The 17,931-nt window shown below is 71.9% G+C and carries 13 protein-coding genes; 5 read left to right on the top strand and 8 right to left on the bottom strand.

Annotated elements, in window-relative coordinates:
* The first annotated feature begins 313 nt into the window (after window positions 1–313).
* On the top strand, window positions 314–3,730 hold the full coding sequence (locus M3Q23_18835) for an AAA family ATPase (GenBank protein ID MDP9344106.1): 3,417 nt from the start codon (window positions 314–316) through the stop codon (window positions 3,728–3,730).
* Here the strand turns inward: M3Q23_18835 and M3Q23_18830 are convergent.
* On the bottom strand, window positions 3,711–4,946 hold the full coding sequence (locus M3Q23_18830) for a hypothetical protein (protein ID MDP9344105.1): 1,236 nt from the start codon (window positions 4,944–4,946) through the stop codon (window positions 3,711–3,713). The two genes, M3Q23_18835 and M3Q23_18830, sit on opposite strands and share 20 nt — an antisense overlap.
* Window positions 4,947–5,033: 87 nt before the next feature.
* Here M3Q23_18830 and M3Q23_18825 point away from each other — a divergent pair, with 87 nt between their 5' ends.
* The 3 genes from M3Q23_18825 (at window position 5,034) to M3Q23_18815 (ending at window position 9,389) form a co-directional block, all read left to right on the top strand.
* Entirely contained in the window at window positions 5,034–6,005 is a 972-nt protein-coding gene (locus tag M3Q23_18825; GenBank protein MDP9344104.1) for an ABC transporter permease, read from the top strand.
* Between the two features lie 157 nt (window positions 6,006–6,162).
* Window positions 6,163–8,430 (top strand): PQQ-binding-like beta-propeller repeat protein, encoded by a 2,268-nt coding sequence (locus M3Q23_18820; protein MDP9344103.1) that lies wholly within the window; start codon window positions 6,163–6,165, stop codon window positions 8,428–8,430.
* Window positions 8,427–9,389, top strand: coding sequence for a 5'-3' exonuclease (locus M3Q23_18815; protein ID MDP9344102.1), 963 nt, complete (start codon window positions 8,427–8,429; stop codon window positions 9,387–9,389). The genes M3Q23_18820 and M3Q23_18815 overlap by 4 nt, the downstream gene beginning before the upstream one ends.
* Here the strand turns inward: M3Q23_18815 and M3Q23_18810 are convergent.
* The 4 genes from M3Q23_18810 to M3Q23_18795 form a co-directional block, all read right to left on the bottom strand.
* A complete protein-coding gene (locus M3Q23_18810; GenBank protein MDP9344101.1) occupies window positions 9,328–10,287 on the bottom strand; it encodes a pyridoxal-phosphate dependent enzyme in 960 nt (319 codons plus the stop codon). The two genes, M3Q23_18815 and M3Q23_18810, sit on opposite strands and share 62 nt — an antisense overlap.
* The gene (locus M3Q23_18805) at window positions 10,284–11,006 is read right to left on the bottom strand and encodes a hypothetical protein (GenBank protein ID MDP9344100.1); all 723 of its coding nucleotides are present in this window, start codon (window positions 11,004–11,006) and stop codon (window positions 10,284–10,286) included. The genes M3Q23_18810 and M3Q23_18805 overlap by 4 nt, the downstream gene beginning before the upstream one ends.
* Window positions 11,007–11,031: 25 nt before the next feature.
* A complete protein-coding gene (locus M3Q23_18800) occupies window positions 11,032–12,348 on the bottom strand; it encodes a cytochrome P450 (protein MDP9344099.1) in 1,317 nt (438 codons plus the stop codon).
* Window positions 12,349–12,452: 104 nt separating this feature from the next.
* Entirely contained in the window at window positions 12,453–13,160 is a 708-nt protein-coding gene (locus M3Q23_18795) for a 1-acyl-sn-glycerol-3-phosphate acyltransferase (GenBank protein ID MDP9344098.1), read from the bottom strand.
* 66 nt (window positions 13,161–13,226) lie between these two features.
* On the opposite strand from M3Q23_18795, the gene M3Q23_18790 reads away from it, so the two are divergent.
* Entirely contained in the window at window positions 13,227–14,501 is a 1,275-nt protein-coding gene (locus M3Q23_18790; protein ID MDP9344097.1) for a cysteine desulfurase-like protein, read from the top strand.
* Here M3Q23_18790 and M3Q23_18785 read toward each other — a convergent pair.
* Genes M3Q23_18785 through M3Q23_18775 form a run of 3 tightly spaced genes read right to left on the bottom strand, consistent with a single transcriptional unit; the run spans window position 14,490 to window position 17,842 of the window.
* Complete coding sequence (locus M3Q23_18785) at window positions 14,490–15,680, bottom strand: M20 family metallopeptidase (protein ID MDP9344096.1); 1,191 nt, start codon at window positions 15,678–15,680, stop codon at window positions 14,490–14,492. The genes M3Q23_18790 and M3Q23_18785 overlap by 12 nt on opposite strands.
* Before the next feature lie 12 nt (window positions 15,681–15,692).
* Window positions 15,693–17,363: a hypothetical protein gene (locus M3Q23_18780; protein MDP9344095.1), complete on the bottom strand. Its 1,671-nt coding sequence runs from the start codon at window positions 17,361–17,363 to the stop codon at window positions 15,693–15,695.
* The gene (locus M3Q23_18775) at window positions 17,360–17,842 is read right to left on the bottom strand and encodes an adenosine-specific kinase (GenBank protein MDP9344094.1); all 483 of its coding nucleotides are present in this window, start codon (window positions 17,840–17,842) and stop codon (window positions 17,360–17,362) included. Before M3Q23_18775 ends, M3Q23_18780 begins: the two co-directional genes overlap by 4 nt.
* Between the last annotated feature and the right edge of the window lie 89 nt (window positions 17,843–17,931).

Below are 17,931 nucleotides of genomic sequence, written 5' to 3'. Positions count from 1 at the left end.
CGCGAGAGGTATTCGACGTGGACGCCGGCACCGCCGTAGACCTCGGGGGGGTACTCGCGGGTCAGCAGGCCGACCTTCATCCCCGGGGCGCGGACACGTTCGCGCTGGGCCGAGCACGCCGCGATGCCGGGGCTGCGGTCAGCGCCAAGCGAGGCAGCGGGGCGTCGGACCGGACCACTTCTCCATATTCACATACCGCCCACCCCCGAGGGTTCGGCCGACCCGGCCTTCATTCACACGTCTCAGGACAGCCGAACCGGAACGCGGGCCCGGGTTCCTCTGGAGCAGGCGGGACCCTAGACTGCCACCGACGATGATCTGTCCTTCCTGCGGCCACGAGAACCCCGAGGGCAACAAGTTCTGCGGGGAATGCGCTGCCCCTCTGGTACCGACCCCCTCATCCCAGGCTGAGGAACGCAAGGTCGTCACCGTGCTGTTCTGCGACCTGGTCGGGTTCACCGCTTCCTCCGACAACGCCGACCCTGAGGATGTCAGGGCCCGGATCCGCCCCTACCACTCCCGGCTCCGGACCGAGATCGAAGGGTACGGCGGCACGGTGGAGAAGTTCATCGGGGACGCCGTGATGGCGGTGTGGGGAACGCCGGTGGCGCAGGAGGACGACGCGGAGCGGGCGGTGCGGACGGCGCTCGACCTCATGGACGCCGTCGCCGCGATGGGCGAGGAGATCGGCGCGCCCGCGCTCCGGGCCCGGGCCGGTGTGCTGACCGGCGAGGCGGCCGTGAACCTGGCCGCGCAGGGCGAGGGCATGGTCGCGGGGGACCTCGTCAACACCGCCTCTCGGATCCAGTCCGCGGCTCCCGCCGGGCAGGTCTTCGTGGGCGACGCCACCCGCCGGGCCACCGAGGCCGCCGTCGTCTACGAGGACGCCGGCCTCCACGAGCTGAAGGGCAAGGCCGAGCCGCTCCGGCTCCACCGGGCCCTCCGGGTCGTGGCCGGGGTGGGCGGGGCGCTGAAGTCCATGGGCCTGGAGCCACCATTCGTGGGCCGGGAGCGCGAGCTCCGGCTGGTCAAAGAGCTGTTCCACGCCTCCGCCGAGGATCGCAAGGCTCACCTCCTGTCCGTGGTGGGCATCGGCGGCATCGGCAAGAGCCGGCTGTCCTGGGAGTTCTACAAGTACATCGACGGCCTGTCGGACACCATGTTCTGGCATCGCGGCCGGTGCCTGGCCTACGGAGAGGGCGTCACCTACTGGGCTCTCGCCGAGATGGTCCGGATGCGCGCGCGCATCGTGGAGGCAGAGGAACCGAGCTCTGCGGCCGAGAAGCTTCGCGCGTGCGTGGAGGCGAGCGTCCCGGACCCGGAGGAACGCCGGTGGATCGAACCCCGCCTGGCCAGCCTGCTCGGCCTCGAGGAGCGCGCCGCCCACGATCGGGAGGACCTGTTCGGAGCGTGGCGCCTGTTCTTCGAGCGACTCGCCGAGCAGCTCCCGGTGATCATGGTGTTCGAGGACATGCAGTGGGCCGACACCTCGCTGCTGGACTTCATCGAGCACCTCCTGGACTGGTCGCGCAGTCACCCCGTGTTCGTGATGACCCTGGCCCGGCCGGAGCTCGCCGAGCGCCATCCGCACTGGGCGGCCGGGCAGCGCAACTTCACCTCCCAGTACCTCGAGCCGCTGTCCACCAAGGCCATGGAACAGCTCCTGACCGGCCTCGTCCCGGGGCTCCCGGAGGAGCTCCGCTCGCAGATCCTGGCGCGAGCCGAGGGCATTCCCCTGTACGCCGTGGAGACGGTCCGGATGCTGCTGGACCGGGGGCTGCTGGTCCGGGAGGGCAACGAGTACCGGACCGCCGGCCAGGTCGACAAGCTGGAGGTCCCCGAGACGCTCCACGCGCTCATCGCCGCGCGGCTGGACGGCCTGTCGCCGGACGAGCGCCGCCTGGTCCAGGACGCCGCCGTGCTGGGCAAGACCTCGACCAAGCCGGCGCTCTCGGCCCTGTCCGGGTTCCCCGAGGAGGAGCTCGATCCCATCCTGTCTTCGCTGGTCCGTAAGGAGATCCTGAACGTCCAGGCGGACCCCCGGTCCCCCGAGCACGGCCAGTACGGCTTCCTCCAGGACCTCGTGCGTACGGTCGCGCACGACGGGCTGTCGCGGCACGACCGACGGCTGCGGCACCTCGCGGCTGCGGAGTACCTCGAGCAGGCGTGGGGGTCCGAGGAGGAAGAGATCGTCGAGGTCGTGGCGTCCCACTACCTCGAGGCACACCGGGCGGACCCCTCGGACGTGGATGCCGGTCACAAGGCACGCGGGATGCTCGTCCGGGCCGCGGAACGGGCCGCCTCGCTGGGGGCCGGCGGGGAGGCCCGTCGCTATTACGAGCAGGCCATCGAGCTTGCCGAGGACCCGCTCATGGAGGCCGACCTGCACGAGCGGGCCGGCGAGGCCGCGGCCTTGACGGCGGATGCGGCAGGGGCCAGGCAGCACTTCGAGCGGGCCGAGACGCTGTTCGAGGAGCTCGGACGGACGCGGTCGGCCGGACGGGTCCAGGCCGCGCTGGCCGACCTCTCCTTCGAGGCCGGCGACGTGGTCGATGCGGCGCGGCGGATGGAGCGGGCCCACCAGGCGCTCTCCTCGGAGGAGCCGGGGGAGGAGCTGGCCACCGTGGCCGCCCAGCTCGGCAGGTTCCTGTATTTCAGCGGCCGGGAGGACGAGGCCCTGGCGCCGATCGAGGAGGCCCTGGAGCTGGCCGAGAGCCTCGCGCTCCGCGAGGTCTTCTCGCACGCCCTGAACACGAGGGCCCTGATGCTCCAGCCGAAGGGCCGCAACGAGGAGGCCGGCGTGCTCCTCCAGCATGCTCTCCAGGTGGCACTGGACGCGGACGTCCCCTCGGCGGCATTCCGCTCGTACAACAACCTCGTCGCCCTGCTGGCCAGGCAGGACCGGCACGAGGAGGAGCTGGAGACATCGCGGCGAGGGCTGGAACTGGCGCGCCGGGTCGGCAACCGCCGGTGGGAATGGAAGTTCCGCTCCGACATGGTCAACCCGCTCGTCCACCTGGGCCGCTGGGACGAAGCAGTGGCGATCCGCGACGCTCTCGGTGCAGAAGGTGCGCTCGGCGTCATCGCGGTCGCCGTGGAGATGGCTCCGATCATCCCGGCCCTCCTGGCCCGTGGAGACCTGGACGAGGCCCGGGCCATCGTCCGGTCGCTGGAGGAGCGGGCGGACACGCGAGAGGTGCAGTTCCACGACACCCTGGCCGCGGCCCGGGCGATGGTCGCGCGGGCCGACGGGCGCCCGGAGGAAGCGATTGCCATCGCCGAGGAGATCCTGGGAGATGGCCAGCGATCGCCGGCCGACCTGGCCATGCGGGACATCGCCGTGGAGGGCATCCTGGCCGGCCTGGACCTCGGGGAGGTCGAACGGGCCCGAGGACTGCTCGGTCTCGTGGAACGCATGCCGCCCGGGCTCTTCGTCCCGATCCTCCAGGCGCAGCTTCCGAGGCTCCAGGCCCGGGTGGCCATAGCGGAGGGCGCCACGGCAGAGCCGGACTTCACGCCCGCCGAGAAGGCGTTCCGCGACTTCACCATGCCGTTCGAGCTCGCGGTGACGCTGCTCGAGCACGCGGAATGGCTGGCTTCCGCGGGCCGGTCACAGGAGTCGTCACCGCTCCTGGAAGAGGCCGGAGAGATCTTCGATCGCCTCCAGGCGACGCCGTGGCTGGATCGCGTGGAGCAAGCGCGCGGCCGCCTCAGTGCGGGTGCGAGCTGAACCAGGCCTGCACCGCCGGGACCAGGGCCGTCACGTAGCCTCCGCCCTCGCAGCCCCGGCACCATGCCGACGCATTGATGGCCCGGGCGGTGGTCATCGGGTCCGCGCACGACCGCAGCGACGCCAGGATCGCCCCGTACCCCCAGGACAGAGCCCCGTCCTCGAGCGTGAGCCGGGTGGCCTCCAGCCCCTGCGCAAGAGAGCGGTAGTCCCTCACGCCCGACGAGTTGAAGTCGGTCGCGCCCGGCATGTCCTTGGTCGTGGCCAGGGGGTTCCATCGGGCCTGGGTGAACTCCTGGGTCTCCCAGGCCACCGTCACGATGAGGTTGTCGGTGCACGCCGGCGCGCCCATGCGGGGCATCAGCAGCGCCGCCCATCGCCCGAAGCTGATCGGCATGGGGCTGTCCCGCCCGTCGTGGGCCGCCGCGGCCGCAGCCGACGCGGCCCGGGCGTCGGCCAGCTCCGCGGGCGACAGGCCCGTGGCCAGCCGCGTGACCAGGGCGTCCACCTGCCGCCGTTCGCGGTCTAGCGTGGCCAGCAGGGCCTGCTCCTGCCGCAATTGCGTCCGGTCTGTGGCCAGCAGGGCCTGCTGTGACGCGAACGCCGCCTGGAGGGCGTTTGTGCGATCCGCCAGGTCGCCGAGGCTCGAGGCCCGCCGCACCAGCAGCGAGCCGAGCCGCTGCTGCTCGGTCCGAAGCGCCGCCGACCGGCGCGCCGCCTCCGCCGACGCGGCGGCCTGGTCCCGGCTCACGGTTTCCACGAACTCGACCCGGTCCGAGAGGTCCGCGAGCGAGGCGGCGCCGAGGACGGCCTCCAGGCCGAAGGCCGATCCGAACATGTAGGCCTGCCGGGCCTGCTGGTCGAGCCGCCCCTGCGCGTCCCGGTAGCTGGACAGGGCGGCATCGAGGTCGTCCCTGGTCTGCATGAGGCGGCGTTCCACGTCCGCGAAGCCCGCCGTCGCAGCGTCGACCTGGGGCGCCATCGCGGCCAGCCGGCCCTGAACGCTCCGGACCGACACGGCATCGGCCTCCAGCCGGGCCTGGATCGCGTCCAGGCCGGCTCGCTCGGAGTCGATCCGCTGCACCAGAGAGGCCAGCTTGGCTCGGGCCTGATCCACGTTCGTGGACGCGCCGGCCCGGCCGCCACCCCAGGACACCAGCGAGGCGGCGAGCGCGAAGGCCACCAGGGCCCGGGCCGGGTTCCGATGCAAGCTCACCAGCACCTTTGTCGGCGCACCCGGCCCCGCCCTGAACCCGAACCGGGCCCGGCCCGCAGGAACGCCCGGTAGTACCCTGGCACGACCGTGATCAGGTACATGGTCCGCCGGGTCCTGTTCGGGATCCTGGTGCTGTGGGTCGTGTCGATCCTGACCTTCTTCATCTTCCTGAAGCTCCCGGCGGGGAACCCCGCCGTGCGGGCCGCCGGTAAGACCACCACCGCGAAGATCGTGCGCGAGGCGGAGCGCGCCTTCGGCCTGAACAGGCCCTGGTACGTCCAGTACGGGCGGTTCGCGAAGGGCCTGATCCCATGGCCCGGCTTCTTCCTGAACAAGCAGGTGTACTACTCGTGGAACGACTTCGTCCCGGTCAAGGAGATCATCTACAGCCGGCTCCCCGTCACCATCACGGTGGCGATCGGCGCCGCGGTCGTATGGCTGATCATCGGGATCCCCACGGGGGTCATCTCGGCCATCCGGCGGCGGACCGTAGCCGACCGCACCGCGATGATCGGGGCGCTGCTGGGCATCTCGTTGCCCGACTTCTGGCTGGCCTACATCTTCCTGTACATCTTCTGGTTCAGGCTACGCCTCCTCCCCGGGAGCGGAATCCCGAACGGGTTGGACACGTTTCAGGCCATCCTCCACGGGACGTTCGTGCTCCCGTGGCTGGTCCTGGCCTCGACGTTCGCGGGCTTCTACACGCGGATGGTCCGGGGAAACCTCCTGGAGAGCATGAACGAGGACTACGTGCGAACGGCCCGAGCCAAGGGACTGTCCGAGCGGAGGGTCATCTTCAAGCACGCGATGCGCGCGGCCCTCACGCCGGTGGTCACCATGTTCGGGATGGACCTCGGGATCCTGCTGGGCGGCGCCGTCATCGCGGAGACCGTGTTCAACCTCCCGGGGATCGGGCAGTACACCGTCCAGGCGTTACGCCGCAACGACTTCCCGGCGGTCATGGGTGTGACGGTGTTCTCCTCGTTCTTCATCGTAGTGATGAACATCGTCATCGACGTCGGATACGCGTTCCTGGATCCTCGAGTTCGCTACACCTAGCCATTTCGCGGGGCGGCCGGTAACCTTCCTCATCCCCGGCCGAGGACAGTCGATCGTGCACGTGTTGCGCTCCGCCGCTTCTTCCCGTCGTCTCCGCCGCGCTGTCATGGCGCTGCTGGCTGTGGTTGCCGTCGCATCCACACTGGCAATCCAGCGCGTGCCGGCGCTCGCCACGGGCCCGGCCGTCACGCTCTCCCCGGCCGCCGGCCCTCCCACCTCAAAGGTCCTGGTCGCAGGGAGCGGCTTCCATCCGAGAATCAAGCTGAAGCTGGCGTTCGGGGGCGCCGCCCTGGCCACGCCGAAGACCGACGCATCGGGGGCGTTCAGCGTGCGGATCGAGGTCCCCCCGGACGCGACGCCCGGCGAGCACGCCGTCACCGCGACCGGCCTCCCGCACGGGGCCAGCGCGTCGGCGCAGTTCCTGGTCAGGACGAACTGGAGCCGCTTCCACTTCGGGCCGGCCGGGGCTGGCAACAACCCGTACGAGAAGACCATTGGCCCCTCGAGCCTGGCCACGCTGGCGCAGTCGTGGACCGCGACGGTCGGGGTCGGCATCGAGTCGTCCCCCGCGGTCGCCGGCGGTGTGCTGTACGTGGGGAGCCTGGCCGGGCGGCTGCGGGCGTTCGACGCGACCACGCTGAAGGGCCTGTGGACGGGGGTGACCGCGGGGCCGGTGGTCTCGTCCCCCGCGGTGGCGGGCACGGACGTGTACGTCGGATCGAACGATGGCAGCGTCTACGCCTTCCCGGCGGCGGGCTGCGGCCAGGCCACGTGCGGACCGCTATGGAAGGTGGCGACAGGCGGCCCGGTGATCTCGTCGCCGGCGGTGGTGGGCGGAAAGGTGTACGTGGGGTCCGAGGACGGGAACCTGTACGCGCTGGACGGGGCCACCGGATCGGTGCGGTGGGCGGCGGCCACCGGAGGCTCCATCACCTCGTCGCCGGCGGTCCGGAAGGGCCTCGTGTACGTCGGTGCCGCCGACGGCCTGCACGCGTTCAGCGCCGCCTCCGGGGCCCCGGCCTGGACCGGACCTACCGGCGGCGCGGCGTTCTCCCCGGCCGTGGTCGAGGGGGCCGTGTTCGTGGTGTCGGCGGACGGGTCCCTGGCCGCCTTCAAGTCCGCGGGGTGCGGGAAGGCGTCGTGCTCGCCCTCGTGGACGGCTCCCCTGGGCGGACCGTTCACCGAACCCGTCGAGGTCCCGCTCGCTCCGGCCGTGGCCGGCGGGTTCGTGTACGCGGGGTCGCAGGCCGGCGGCGTGCTGGCGTTCGCGGCGGGCGGCTGCGGCGGACCGTCGTGCCCACCGGCGTGGACGGCGACCATGGGCGGCGCGGTCCTCTCTTCGCCCGCCGTGGCGGACGGCCTGGTGTGGGCGGGGTCCACCGACGGCACGCTGGCCGCGTTCGCCGCAGCGGGGTGCGGCCAAGGGCAGCTGGCCTGCCCGCCGCTGTGGACATTCTCCACCGGGAAGCCGGTGCTGTCGTCGCCCGCCGTGGCGAACGGGGAGCTGTACGCGGCCAGCGGCACCAAGCTGTCGTCGTTCCACCTGTATCCCTTCGTCACCCGGTCCTGGTACGAGCCGACCACCGACATCGCCGCGCTGTACTCGCAGGGCTGCACGCAGTCCTCCGGATGGTTCCCCGGGGCGCAGGGCGTGGCCGTGCTCGACTTCGGACGGCTGGCCCACTCGAAGACGCTGAAGAGCTACGGCACGTACGACTTCTCCCGGAGCTTCGCGCCGAACGCCGACCTGCTGGTCGCGGCGGAGAGCTACGCGGAGGGATTCCACACTTGCCGCCCGGTCGGGTTCTCGGGACGCCTCGAGCTCGCCATCGGGACCAGCAACTACGACCCGGGGGCGAGCAACTACCACGTGCCGGACTTCCACGCCGCCGGGGTGGCGTTCGCGAACATGGTGGTGGCGCTGCAGTCCTATCTGGACTCGAACGGGATCGCGGAGATCGTGGCCCGGGGCGCCGACGACGCCGAGTCCGCCTGGAACCCCGGGTTCACGGCCACCCACAACTTCCTGACCGGATACGCCGCCACCACGGACACCGTCCTGTACGACTTCGGCGGGTTCTCCGGCGGCGGGTGGACGCCCGCGCAGGAGTTCTTCGTGGCCCAGGGCGCCGGGCCGACCCGGTCCATGGTAGAGGCGTACTACCAGCACCAGGCCGACGAGTGGGCCGCGCTGGACGCGTGGGCGGTCGAACACGAGGGGACGCGCCTGGAGATCCCGGCCATCACGAGCCAGTACCCGAACGGCGGGTATTCCCCCCAAGCGGGCTATGACGTCGTGCTGGCCGCGCTGGCCGCCGACCCCGCGACCCGGCAGGAGGCCCTTTCGTACGTGACCGTGATCGGGTGGGCGTCGGGGGCCAGCCCGGCGGGGTCCGAGGCGAACGGCGTGGTGCCCGGGCCTTGACGGCCGCAAGCTCGACGTACCGGCTGCTCCTGGACACCTCCAGCCTGATGTTCCGGGCCTTCTTCTCGGTGCCGCAGTCGGTCGTGGGAAGCGACGGGCGGCCGGTGAACGCGGTGTACGGGTACCTCGGCTCCGTGGAGCACCTGGTGGCGTCGCGAAAACCCGACGAGACCATCAGCGCCTGGGACGACGACTGGCGGCCCGCCCCACGCGTGGAGCTGTATGCGGGCTACAAGGCCCACCGACCACCGGACCCCGAGGGACTCCCCGAGCAGTTCGAGGTCCTGCGCGAGGTGCTGGACGCCTTCGGGCTGCCGGTCGCGGAAGCGCCCGGGTGGGAGGCCGAGGACGCCGTCGGCGCGCTGTGCGCGGCGGCCGGGGCCAGGGACCGCGCGGACATCGTCACCGGCGACCGCGACCTCATCCAGCTGGTGCGCGACCCCGCCGTGCGCGTCCTGTTCACGGTGCGGGGGGTCTCGGAGCTTCGCGAACTGGACGAGGCGGGCGTGCTGGCGCACTTCGGCGTGCCGGCGAGCCGCTACGCGGAGTTCGCGCTGCTGCGCGGGGATCCCTCCGACGGGCTCCCCGGCGTCCGGGGCGTGGGCGAGAAGACGGCCCGGCAGCTGATCCAGGCGTATCCGTCGCTGGACGCCATGCTGGAGGACGCCGCCCGGCCCCAGCCCCGGACCAAGCCGCTGAAGGGCGCGCCCCAGCTTCGAGCCAGGCTCCGCGAGGCGGCCGAGTACCTCGAGGCGGTGCGCGAGGTCGTCCGGATCCGGACGGAGGCGGACGTCGTGGTGCACCCGGGGCGGCGAGACGACGCCAGGCTCGACGAGCTGGCGGAGCTCCACAAGCTGGGTGGCCCGGTGGGCAGGCTCCACGAGGCCCTCGAGAAGGTCAGTCGGGGTCCAGAAGCTGGCGGAACCGCTCCACCCCCACGTTCCCGCCGGACAGGATGACCCCGACCCGGCGTCCGGCCACGGCTTCCAGCCGCCCGGCCAGCAGCGCCGCCACGCCCGCCACGCCGCTCGGCTCCACCACGATCTTCATCCGCTCGAACAGGAACCGCATGGCCTCCACGATCTCGGCGTCGGTCACCGTCACGATGTCGTCGACCACCCGGCGGTTCACCTCGAAGGTGAGCTCACCGGGGATCTCGGCCTGGAGGCCGTCGGCGATGGTGCGGGGGACCTCGATCCGAACCCGCTGGCCGGCCCGGAGCGAGCGACGGGTGTCGTCGCCCAGCTCCGGCTCGACGCCGACCATCCGAACCGACGGACGCAGGCCCCGAGCCGCGGTGCCCGATCCGGCGATGAGGCCCCCGCCGCCCACCGGGACCACCATCACGTCCAGCTCGCCCGCCTTCTCCAGCAGCTCGAGCCCGGCCGTCCCCTGCCCCGCCATCACCAGCGGGTCCTCGTACGGCGGGACCAGGACCAGCCCCCGCTCCCCGGCCAGCTCGGTCCCCAGGGCCACCCGGTCGCCCAGGTACCGGTCGTACGTGACCACCTCGGCGCCGTAGCCCCGGGTGGCCTCCAGCTTCGCGGGCGGGGCGTCCTCCGGCATCAGGATGACCGCCCGGGTCCCCACCAGCCGAGCCGCCAGCGCCACGGCCTGGGCGTGGTTCCCGGAGGAGTATGTGGCCACCCCCCGCTCCAGCTCCTGCGGCGACAGGCGCGAGATCCGGTTGTAGGCCCCCCGGAACTTGAACGCGCCGGCCCGCTGGAAATTCTCGGCCTTCAGCAGGATCGTGGCACCGGTGGCGGCGTCGAGCGTCCGGGACGTCAGGACCGGCGTGGCGTTGGCCACCCCACGGAGCCGCTCGGCGGCGGCCCGGACGTCGGCGAGCGAGATCACTTTGCGGGATGGTCCTTGCGGCGGACCTCGAAACCGTCGATCAGCCAGCCGTGCTTCGAGGGCCGCAGGAAGTAGGAGCCCAGGCTGTGGACGAGGGTGGTGCCCCCGGCCGTCCGCACGGCCTTGGCCCGGAAGTCCACGGTGGCCACCGCGGTGACGGGATGCCCGCCCCGATCCAGCAGCACCTGGATCTTCAGCGTGCCGCGGGCGGACGCCACGGCCTCGAACCGCCGGCCCGCGTCCGGACCCAGCGTGAGCAGGCTGGTGTGCTTGCGGGCGGAGGTCCGGGCGTCCCCCGAGAAGAACGCGAATGCCGGCCCGTACCGGTCGTGCTGCCAGTCCGCCGGGACCAGGAAGGCCAGGCGGTACATCCGCTCGAGCCCGTCCCGGATGTTGCCCACGGCCCGCCGGGTCACCCTCCGTACCACCGCGACGGGGGTCCGCGACGACCCCTTCACCGGCGTGAACTTCGCCACCCGGAAGTGGAAGGAGGGCACGGGAGGAACGAGCGGAGACGGCGTGGAGTGCGTGGTCACCGTGGGAGCGGGCGAGGACGGCGAGGCTTCCGAGACGCTCGGGACGGCCCGGGGCTCCTGGCCGTGCCCGCCCAACGCGATGACCAGCCCCACCACGAGCCCGGCCACCGCCAGCCCCGCCGCGATCCACACCAGCACGACGCGGCGGGAGGGAGAGGACGGGGGGTTGCCGTTCGATGACAAGCTTTTCGAAGCGTACCGGCTGGAGCTACGCGGCGGCCCGTCGCAGGAAAAGCGGCAGGCCACCCCGGGGACGCAGCGTGAACAGCCGTTCCGGTTCCACGTGGTGATCCGGGATCGGCTCCACGTCGAATCGCCGGACCGCCGTGGCCAGCACCAATTGGGCCTCGATGAGCGCCATGTTGTGCCCGATGCAAAGCCGAGGTCCGCCGCCGAACGGGAAGTACGCGAACGGCTTGCGCCCGGCCACGTTCTCGCGGGTGAACCGGTCCGGGTCGAACCGGTCCGGCTCTGCCCAGTACGCCGGGTGGCGCTGCACGATGTACGGACTCATGGCCACGACGCTTCCGGCGGCGATCTCGGTATCGCCCAGGCGGTCGTCGCCGAGCGCCCGCCGGCCCACGATCCAGGCGGGCGGGTAGAGCCGGAGGGACTCCTCCAGCACACGCCGCCCGTACGGCAGCGCGGCCAGGTCCTCGTGCGTCGGGACTCGGTCGCCCAGTACGGCCCGGAGCTCCGCCCGCATCCTGGCCATGGCAGCGGGGTTCCTGGACAGCAGGTGCCATGTCCACGTCAGCGCGTTTCCCGTCGTCTCGTGCCCGGCCAGGATGAGGGTCATCATCTCGTTGCGCAGCTGCTGGTCCGTCATGCCCTGGCCGGTCTCCTCGTCGCGCGCGTCGAGCAGCATGGCCAGCAGGTCCGCCGAGTCCGTGGGACGGCGGCGGCGCTCCTCGATGATCTCGTAGGTCACCGCCTCGAGCTGCTTGACCGTGGCGACGAACTCCGGCTTGTCGGGGGTGACCATGAGCTGCAATCCCCGCTGGATCTGCGTGACCGCGTCCTGCATCTTCTCGACGAGGTCGGTGCCGAACAGGGATTCCGTCGTGATCCGCAGGGTCAGGCTGTGCATCTCCTCGGCCATGTCCAGCGGCTCGTCCCGCCCGGCGAGCCCCTCCCACCGGTCGAGCATGTCGAGGGTGGCCTGGGTCATCCCCGCCCCCAGCTGGAACAGCCGTTGCTGGTGGAAGGCCGGCCGCATGATCCGGCGCTGGCGGCTCCAGAACTCGCCCTCCGTGACCAGCAGCCCGTCCGCGATCGCGTTCTTGAAGGAGCCGTTGATGAACGTGTCCTTCGAGTAGTTCCAGGCGTTCTCCACCAGGACGTGCTTGATGTAGTCGGGGTTGCTGACGATGTACGCGCGCTCCGTCCCGGATCGGTACCGCGCCACGTCGTGCTTGAGGGCAAGCCGCATCAGGAACCGGAAGGGGTCACGGGCCGATTGGGAAGGAGCCGAGCCGGATCCGTCGGCGGTCGCGGCGTGTTCGATGGTGGGCGAGTCGGTCAACGAGCGCATCCCCTCGGTCGGTGGGGAGCCTGGGTGAACTGCCCCCCGCCCCCCGGCCAGGCAAGCCTAGCCGCGCGTTCGCATCACCCGCAACAGTACGACCATTACCGGCCGCCGGCCCGGTTCCGGATCCGAGCCCGGGCCCGGTCGGCCGATTCCCGGATCCCGTCCATGATCCGCTCCGTGAAGGCGATGACGTCCGGCCGGGAGCGGGCCTCACCCTCGGGCGGGATGGGAAGCCCCGCCACCACGGCCAGGTCGGGCCGTTCCAGGGTCCGGCTGGGCCCTTCCTTGCCCCACCGGCGCTGGGTGCCCCACACGCCCACCGGGATCACCGGGACGCCGGCCAGGAGCGCGATGCGGGCGGCGCCGCGCTGGCCCGGCTGGAGGGCCGTGCCGTCCCCGACCGTTCCCTCCGGGGACATCCCGGCCAGGGAACCGGATCGGAGGACGTCCGCGATCTTGCCGATGGCGTCCCAGTCCCCCAGCCCGCGGCGGAGCGGGATCTGCCTGGTCTTGCGGAGGGCCCACCCCACGAAGCGCTGTTCGAAGGCGTCGGAGACCGTCAGGAACCGCACCCTGCGGCCCCGCCGGCTCGCCGCCAGCGCCACCGGCAGCGGGTCCAGGACGCTGACGTGGTTGTAGACGAGGAGCGCCCCGCCGGTCCTCGGGATGTGCTCGATGGCCTCGAATCGCATGCGGAACCCGACCCGGAACACCGCCCCCACGCCGACGCGGGCCACGCCGTACCAGAAGTCGTATTCGGGCCCGGCGGCAGGGCGGCGGGCAGAGCGAACGGCGTCCTTCTGCATCCCGGGAGGATAGGACACCGCAGCGGGCGTCCGACAGCGGGCCGGGGCGGGGTACCCTTCGCGGACATGGGCGCTCCCGACCTGTCTCCGCTATGCGCCGAGTTCCCCGGCCTGGCCCGGACCGAGGGTGGGCGGCCGGTGGTGTTCGCCGACGCGCCCGGCGGCTCGCAGGTCCCCCTGGGCGTGATCGAAGCGATGGCCGCGTACCTCCGCCGGAGCAACGCGAACCTGGGCGGGCCGTTCGCCACCAGCGTGGAGTCCGGCCTGGTGGTCGACGAGGCTCGCCGGGCGGGGGCCGACCTTCTGGGGGCGACGCCCGGCGAGATCGTGTTCGGCGCGAACACGACCACCGTCGCGTTCCACCTGGCGCACGCGTTCGCACGCACGCTGTCGCCTCGCGACGAGGTCGTGGTCACGCGCCTGGACCACGACGCGAACGTCGCGCCCTGGGTTGGCGCGGCGACGGCGGCCGGCGCCACCGTCCGGTGGGTCGACATCCATGAGGAAGACTGCACGCTGGACCTGAAGTCTCTGGACCGGGCACTCTCGTCGCGAACAAGGCTGGTGGCGTTCACCGTGGCCTCGAACGCGGTCGGCACCATCCCGCCGGCGGCCGAGATCGTCCGGCGGGTGCACGACGCCGGCGCGCTGGCCGTGGCCGACGGGGTCCACTTCGCGCAGCATGGGGCCCTCGACGCGGCCACCCTCGGGGCCGACGTGCTGTTCACCTCGGCGTACAAGTTCTTCGGACCGCACCTCGGCGTGGCCTTCATCTCGCAGGAGCTGCTGGAGCGGTGGCGACCGGACAAGGTCCGCCCGCTCCCGGACGTGGGCCCGGAGCGATGGGAGACCGGCACGCAGAACCACGAGGCCCTGGCCGGCATGACCGCGGCGGTGGACTACCTGGCCGACGTGGGCGAACGCTTCGGGCGGCCCGCGGGAGACGATCGCCGGGCCCGTGTCGTCGCCGGCATGGAAGCCATCCGGTTCCACGAGGCCGAGCTTTCGGGCCGCTTCCTGGAGGCCGTCGCGGGCATCGACGGCGTCCGCCTGTGGGGCATCGCGGACCCGACGCGCGTCGCCGAGCGGACCCCCACGTTCGCCGTCCGCGTGGGGGGCCAGCACCCTCGCCACACGTCCGAGGAGCTGGCCCGGCGAGGCGTGTGGGTGTGGGACGGGAACTACTTCGCGCTCGAGATCATGGAGCGCCTCGGCCTCCAACAGACCGGCGGCACCGTCCGCATCGGGTTCTGCCACTACAACACCGGCGACGAGGTGGACCGCGTGCTGGCGGAGCTGGACGCGCTGGCCCGGATGGAGGAAGGCCTGCTACCGGCCTGAGGCCGAGTCCACCGCTTCGCCGGCCCTCGCGATGAGGGCCGCCAGCATGCTGACCCTGGGGACCACGCTGGACACGTCGAGCCACTCGTCGGGGCCGTGGGCCCCGCCGCCGACCGGCCCCAGGCCGTCGAGGGTGGGGACGCCCATCGAGGACACGGTGTTCGCGTCCGAAGCTCCGCCCGTGGCCTGGTCCCTGACCTCGAACCCCAGGTCGCGGGCGATGTCCTGGGCCAGCGCGACCAGCCGGGCCGTGGCTTCGGTCTTCTGCATGGGGCGGTGCGCTTCCAGGGCCTTCACCGAGGAGGTCACCCCGTCCACCGTGTTCGTGGTGGCGACGCGGGCGATCTCCTCGCTGGCGGCGTCGAACGAGTCGTCGTCGGCCGCGCGGAGGTCGACCTCCAGCCTGCACCGGTCGGGGACCACGTTCGGCCGCGTCCCCCCCGAGATCACGCCGGCGTTCACCGTCACCCCCGGCCACCGCGCGTTCAGCTGGTGCAGGGCCAGGACCTTGTGCGCCGCCTCCAGGATGGCGCTCCGCCCCTTGTGGGGCTCCACGCCGGCGTGCGCGGCCCGTCCGACCACCTCGATCACGAAGTCCGTCGTCCCCTTTCGGGCGCTGACGATGTTCCCGTTCTCCCGGCCGGCCTCCAGGACGAAGCACACGTCGGCGTCCCGGGCCAGCTCCAGGATCACGGGCTTGGAATACGGCGACCCGATCTCCTCGTCCGGGTTGCACACGTACACGATCCGCGAGAAGTCCCGGAACCCCGCCTCCTGGAGGGCTTCCACCGCGACGAAGCCCGCGAGGAGTCCGCCCTTCATGTCGTCCACGCCGGGCCCGGTGGCGCGCCCGCCGTCGAGCCCGAACGGGCGCGCGGCCACCGTCCCATCCGGGAACACCGTGTCCATGTGCCCGATCAGCAGGACCCGCGGCCCGCCGTCGCCCGAGAGCCGGCCGATCAACAGGTCGCCCAGCTGTCGCTCCCCCTCCGTCGGCCCGTGCCGGCGGCGGTCGACCTCCCAGCCCCCGGCCCGGAACCCCTGTTCGCACAGATCGGCGATGCGGTTCACCCCGTCCGGCGAGTAGGTCCCGCAGTCCGTGTTGACCATCTCGGCCAGCACCTGGAGGTACTCGTCCAGGCGGCGCTCGACCAGCGGGACGAGGGAACGGGGGTCCATCGGAGCCGGAGTCTACCGACGCCCGACCGGCCCGGCCTGCGACGAGGGGTTCGCCGTGACGACCTCGCAGTTCTGCGGCGGGCTCGTGGTGTCGTCGGCGGTGCCCTGGCAGGTGTCGGTCCCGGCCCCCCCGTCCAGGGCGTCGTCCCCCGGGCCGCCGGACAGGAGATCGTCGCCCGCCCCGCCGGCCAGCGTGTCGTTTCCGCCGAAGCCGGTCAGGTGGTTGTTCACCATCCCCTCGGCGGAGGCGTCCGCGTAGTCGTTCCCCGGCGTCAGCAGGGCGTCCTCGATATCGGAGTGGACGTTGTCGGCCTCTGCCGTCGCGACGTCCCCGTCGTCCGCCACGTCGTCCATGGTCACGCGGACCGCCGCCGGCCGGAAGAAGTACTTGGCCGTGTCGATCCCCGTCCCGCCGTGGAGGTCGTCGCTCCCGTTCGGCCCGTATCCGTCGTCCAGGGTGTCGTTGCCCGCCTCCCCGTACTCGGTGTCGTTGCCTTGGCCCCCGAACAGGTAGTCGTTCCCGTCGCCGCCCCAGATGGAATCGTCGCCGCTGCCCGCGGAGACCTCGTCGTTGCCGGCTCCCAGCAGGATGGTGTCGTTCCCTGCGTTGGCGGTCACCGTGTTGTTCACCTTCCCGGCCGCCGTGGCGTCGAACAGGTCGTTCCCGGGCCCCAGCGTGGCCGTCTCGACGTCGGGGTACACGTTGGCGCACTCCCCCAGGCTGACCTCGCCGTCACAGCCCATGCCGTCCAGGACCACCACGACGTCGCCGGTCCGCTGGCCGAAGTTGACGGCATCGCCGCCGGGGCCGCCGATGACCTGGTCCCCCGTCCCGGGCGCGTCGGCCGTCTTCCCCTCGTTCAGGTTGTCCCGGCCGTTCCCGCCGTCCATGACGTCGGAGCCGTCTCCTCCGTTCAGCTGGTCCTGGTCGTCTCCTCCCAGCAGCGTGTCGTCCCCGCCCAGGCCGAACAGCTTGTCGTCCCCGGCGTCACCGGAGATGGCGTCGCCGGCGGACCCGCCGTTGATGGTGTCGTTGCGAGGCCCGCCGTCGAGCGCCATGGGGACGGAGACCATGGATCCCACCGACGAGGCGCCGTTGGCCAGGATCTGGTCGTTCCCGTCCCCGCCGTTCACGGCGAGGTGCGGGGCCACCGGGTCGCTCAACGAGACGTCCGAGTCGTTGTCGTTGTTCAGGTTCACGTTGATCGCCCCGTTCGACTGCCCCAGTCGAAGCGTGTCGTTCCCGGCCGTGCCGTCGATGGTCAGGCCGTCGCCGCCCCCGGACAGGGCGATGGAGAACTCGATCTCGGAGACCCCCGTGCTCTCGTGGGTCTTGCCGGGCTCGAAGCGGCCGCCGGACATGTCCACGAGGATCGACTCACTTCCGGCGGGATCGTCGGTGACGGCGACCGCGTCGATGTTCGTCACGGTCGCCCCACCGCACGAGGGATCGGCGATCCCATCGCTCGACGTGACCGCGAAGTTCCCGGCCCCGTCCCGGGCGATGGACACGGCCTGATCGGTCCCGGCCGAGATCTGCAGCGTCGACTGGGCGCTCCCCGTCCGCGCGCACGAGCTCTGCGTCGACGCGCCGGCGGTGCCGACCGAGACCGACGCGAACACCAGGGCACCGGCGACGGCGGCGGCCAGGGCGCGCCAACCCAGGCGACGGGGCCGCCTCACAGCTTGTAGCCGAACCGGCGGAGGAGGTCCTTGCGGTCGGCCTCGTCGTCGTCGGTCTCGACACCGAGGGGCGAGCCGCCGTCGACGACCCCCAGGACGGCCCGGCCCTGCTCCGTCTCGGTGACGATGACCTCGGCCGGATTGGCGGTGGCGCAGTAGATCCGGCAGACCTCCGGGACCATCTTCACCGCGTTCAGCACGTTGACGGGAAACCCGTCCCGCAGGAACACGATGAACGCGTGTCCGGCCCCGATGGCCTGGGCGTTGCGGACCGCGAGGTCGATCAGCTCGGAGTCGTTCCCGCTCCGGCGGACCAGCCGGGGACCGGACGACTCGCAGAACGCCAGGCCGAACTTCAAGCTGGGCATGGACTGCACCAGCGTCTCGTGCAGGTCCTCCACGGTCTTGATGAAGTGCGACTGCCCGAGGATGAAGTTCAGGTCCTCCGGCTTGTCGATGCGAACGGCGGTGAGCTCCATGGCACCTCCGGCGTGCTCAGGTCGGCCCGGGGCGCTCCACCTGGGCCCGTTCGGGCTCCGGCTCCAGCGGCGGCGGAGGGGGGTCTGGC

The sequence above is a fragment of the Actinomycetota bacterium genome (assembly GCA_030774015.1).
Taxonomy (GTDB): Bacteria; Actinomycetota; UBA4738; order UBA4738; family JACQTL01; genus JALYLZ01.
This window is presented reverse-complemented; position numbering and strand designations above follow the sequence as displayed.

What these genes read in the sequence shown, in the direction of transcription:
- M3Q23_18775 (MDP9344094.1), bottom strand. Translation starts at nt 17,842, where the DNA reads ATGGAGCTCACCGCCGTTCGCATCGACAAGCCGGAGGACCTGAACTTC.
- M3Q23_18785 (MDP9344096.1), bottom strand. Translation starts at nt 15,680, where the DNA reads ATGGACCCCCGTTCCCTCGTCCCGCTGGTCGAGCGCCGCCTGGACGAG.
- M3Q23_18835 (MDP9344106.1), top strand. Translation starts at nt 314, where the DNA reads ATGATCTGTCCTTCCTGCGGCCACGAGAACCCCGAGGGCAACAAGTTC.
- M3Q23_18790 (MDP9344097.1), top strand. Translation starts at nt 13,227, where the DNA reads ATGGGCGCTCCCGACCTGTCTCCGCTATGCGCCGAGTTCCCCGGCCTG.
- M3Q23_18795 (MDP9344098.1), bottom strand. Translation starts at nt 13,160, where the DNA reads ATGCAGAAGGACGCCGTTCGCTCTGCCCGCCGCCCTGCCGCCGGGCCC.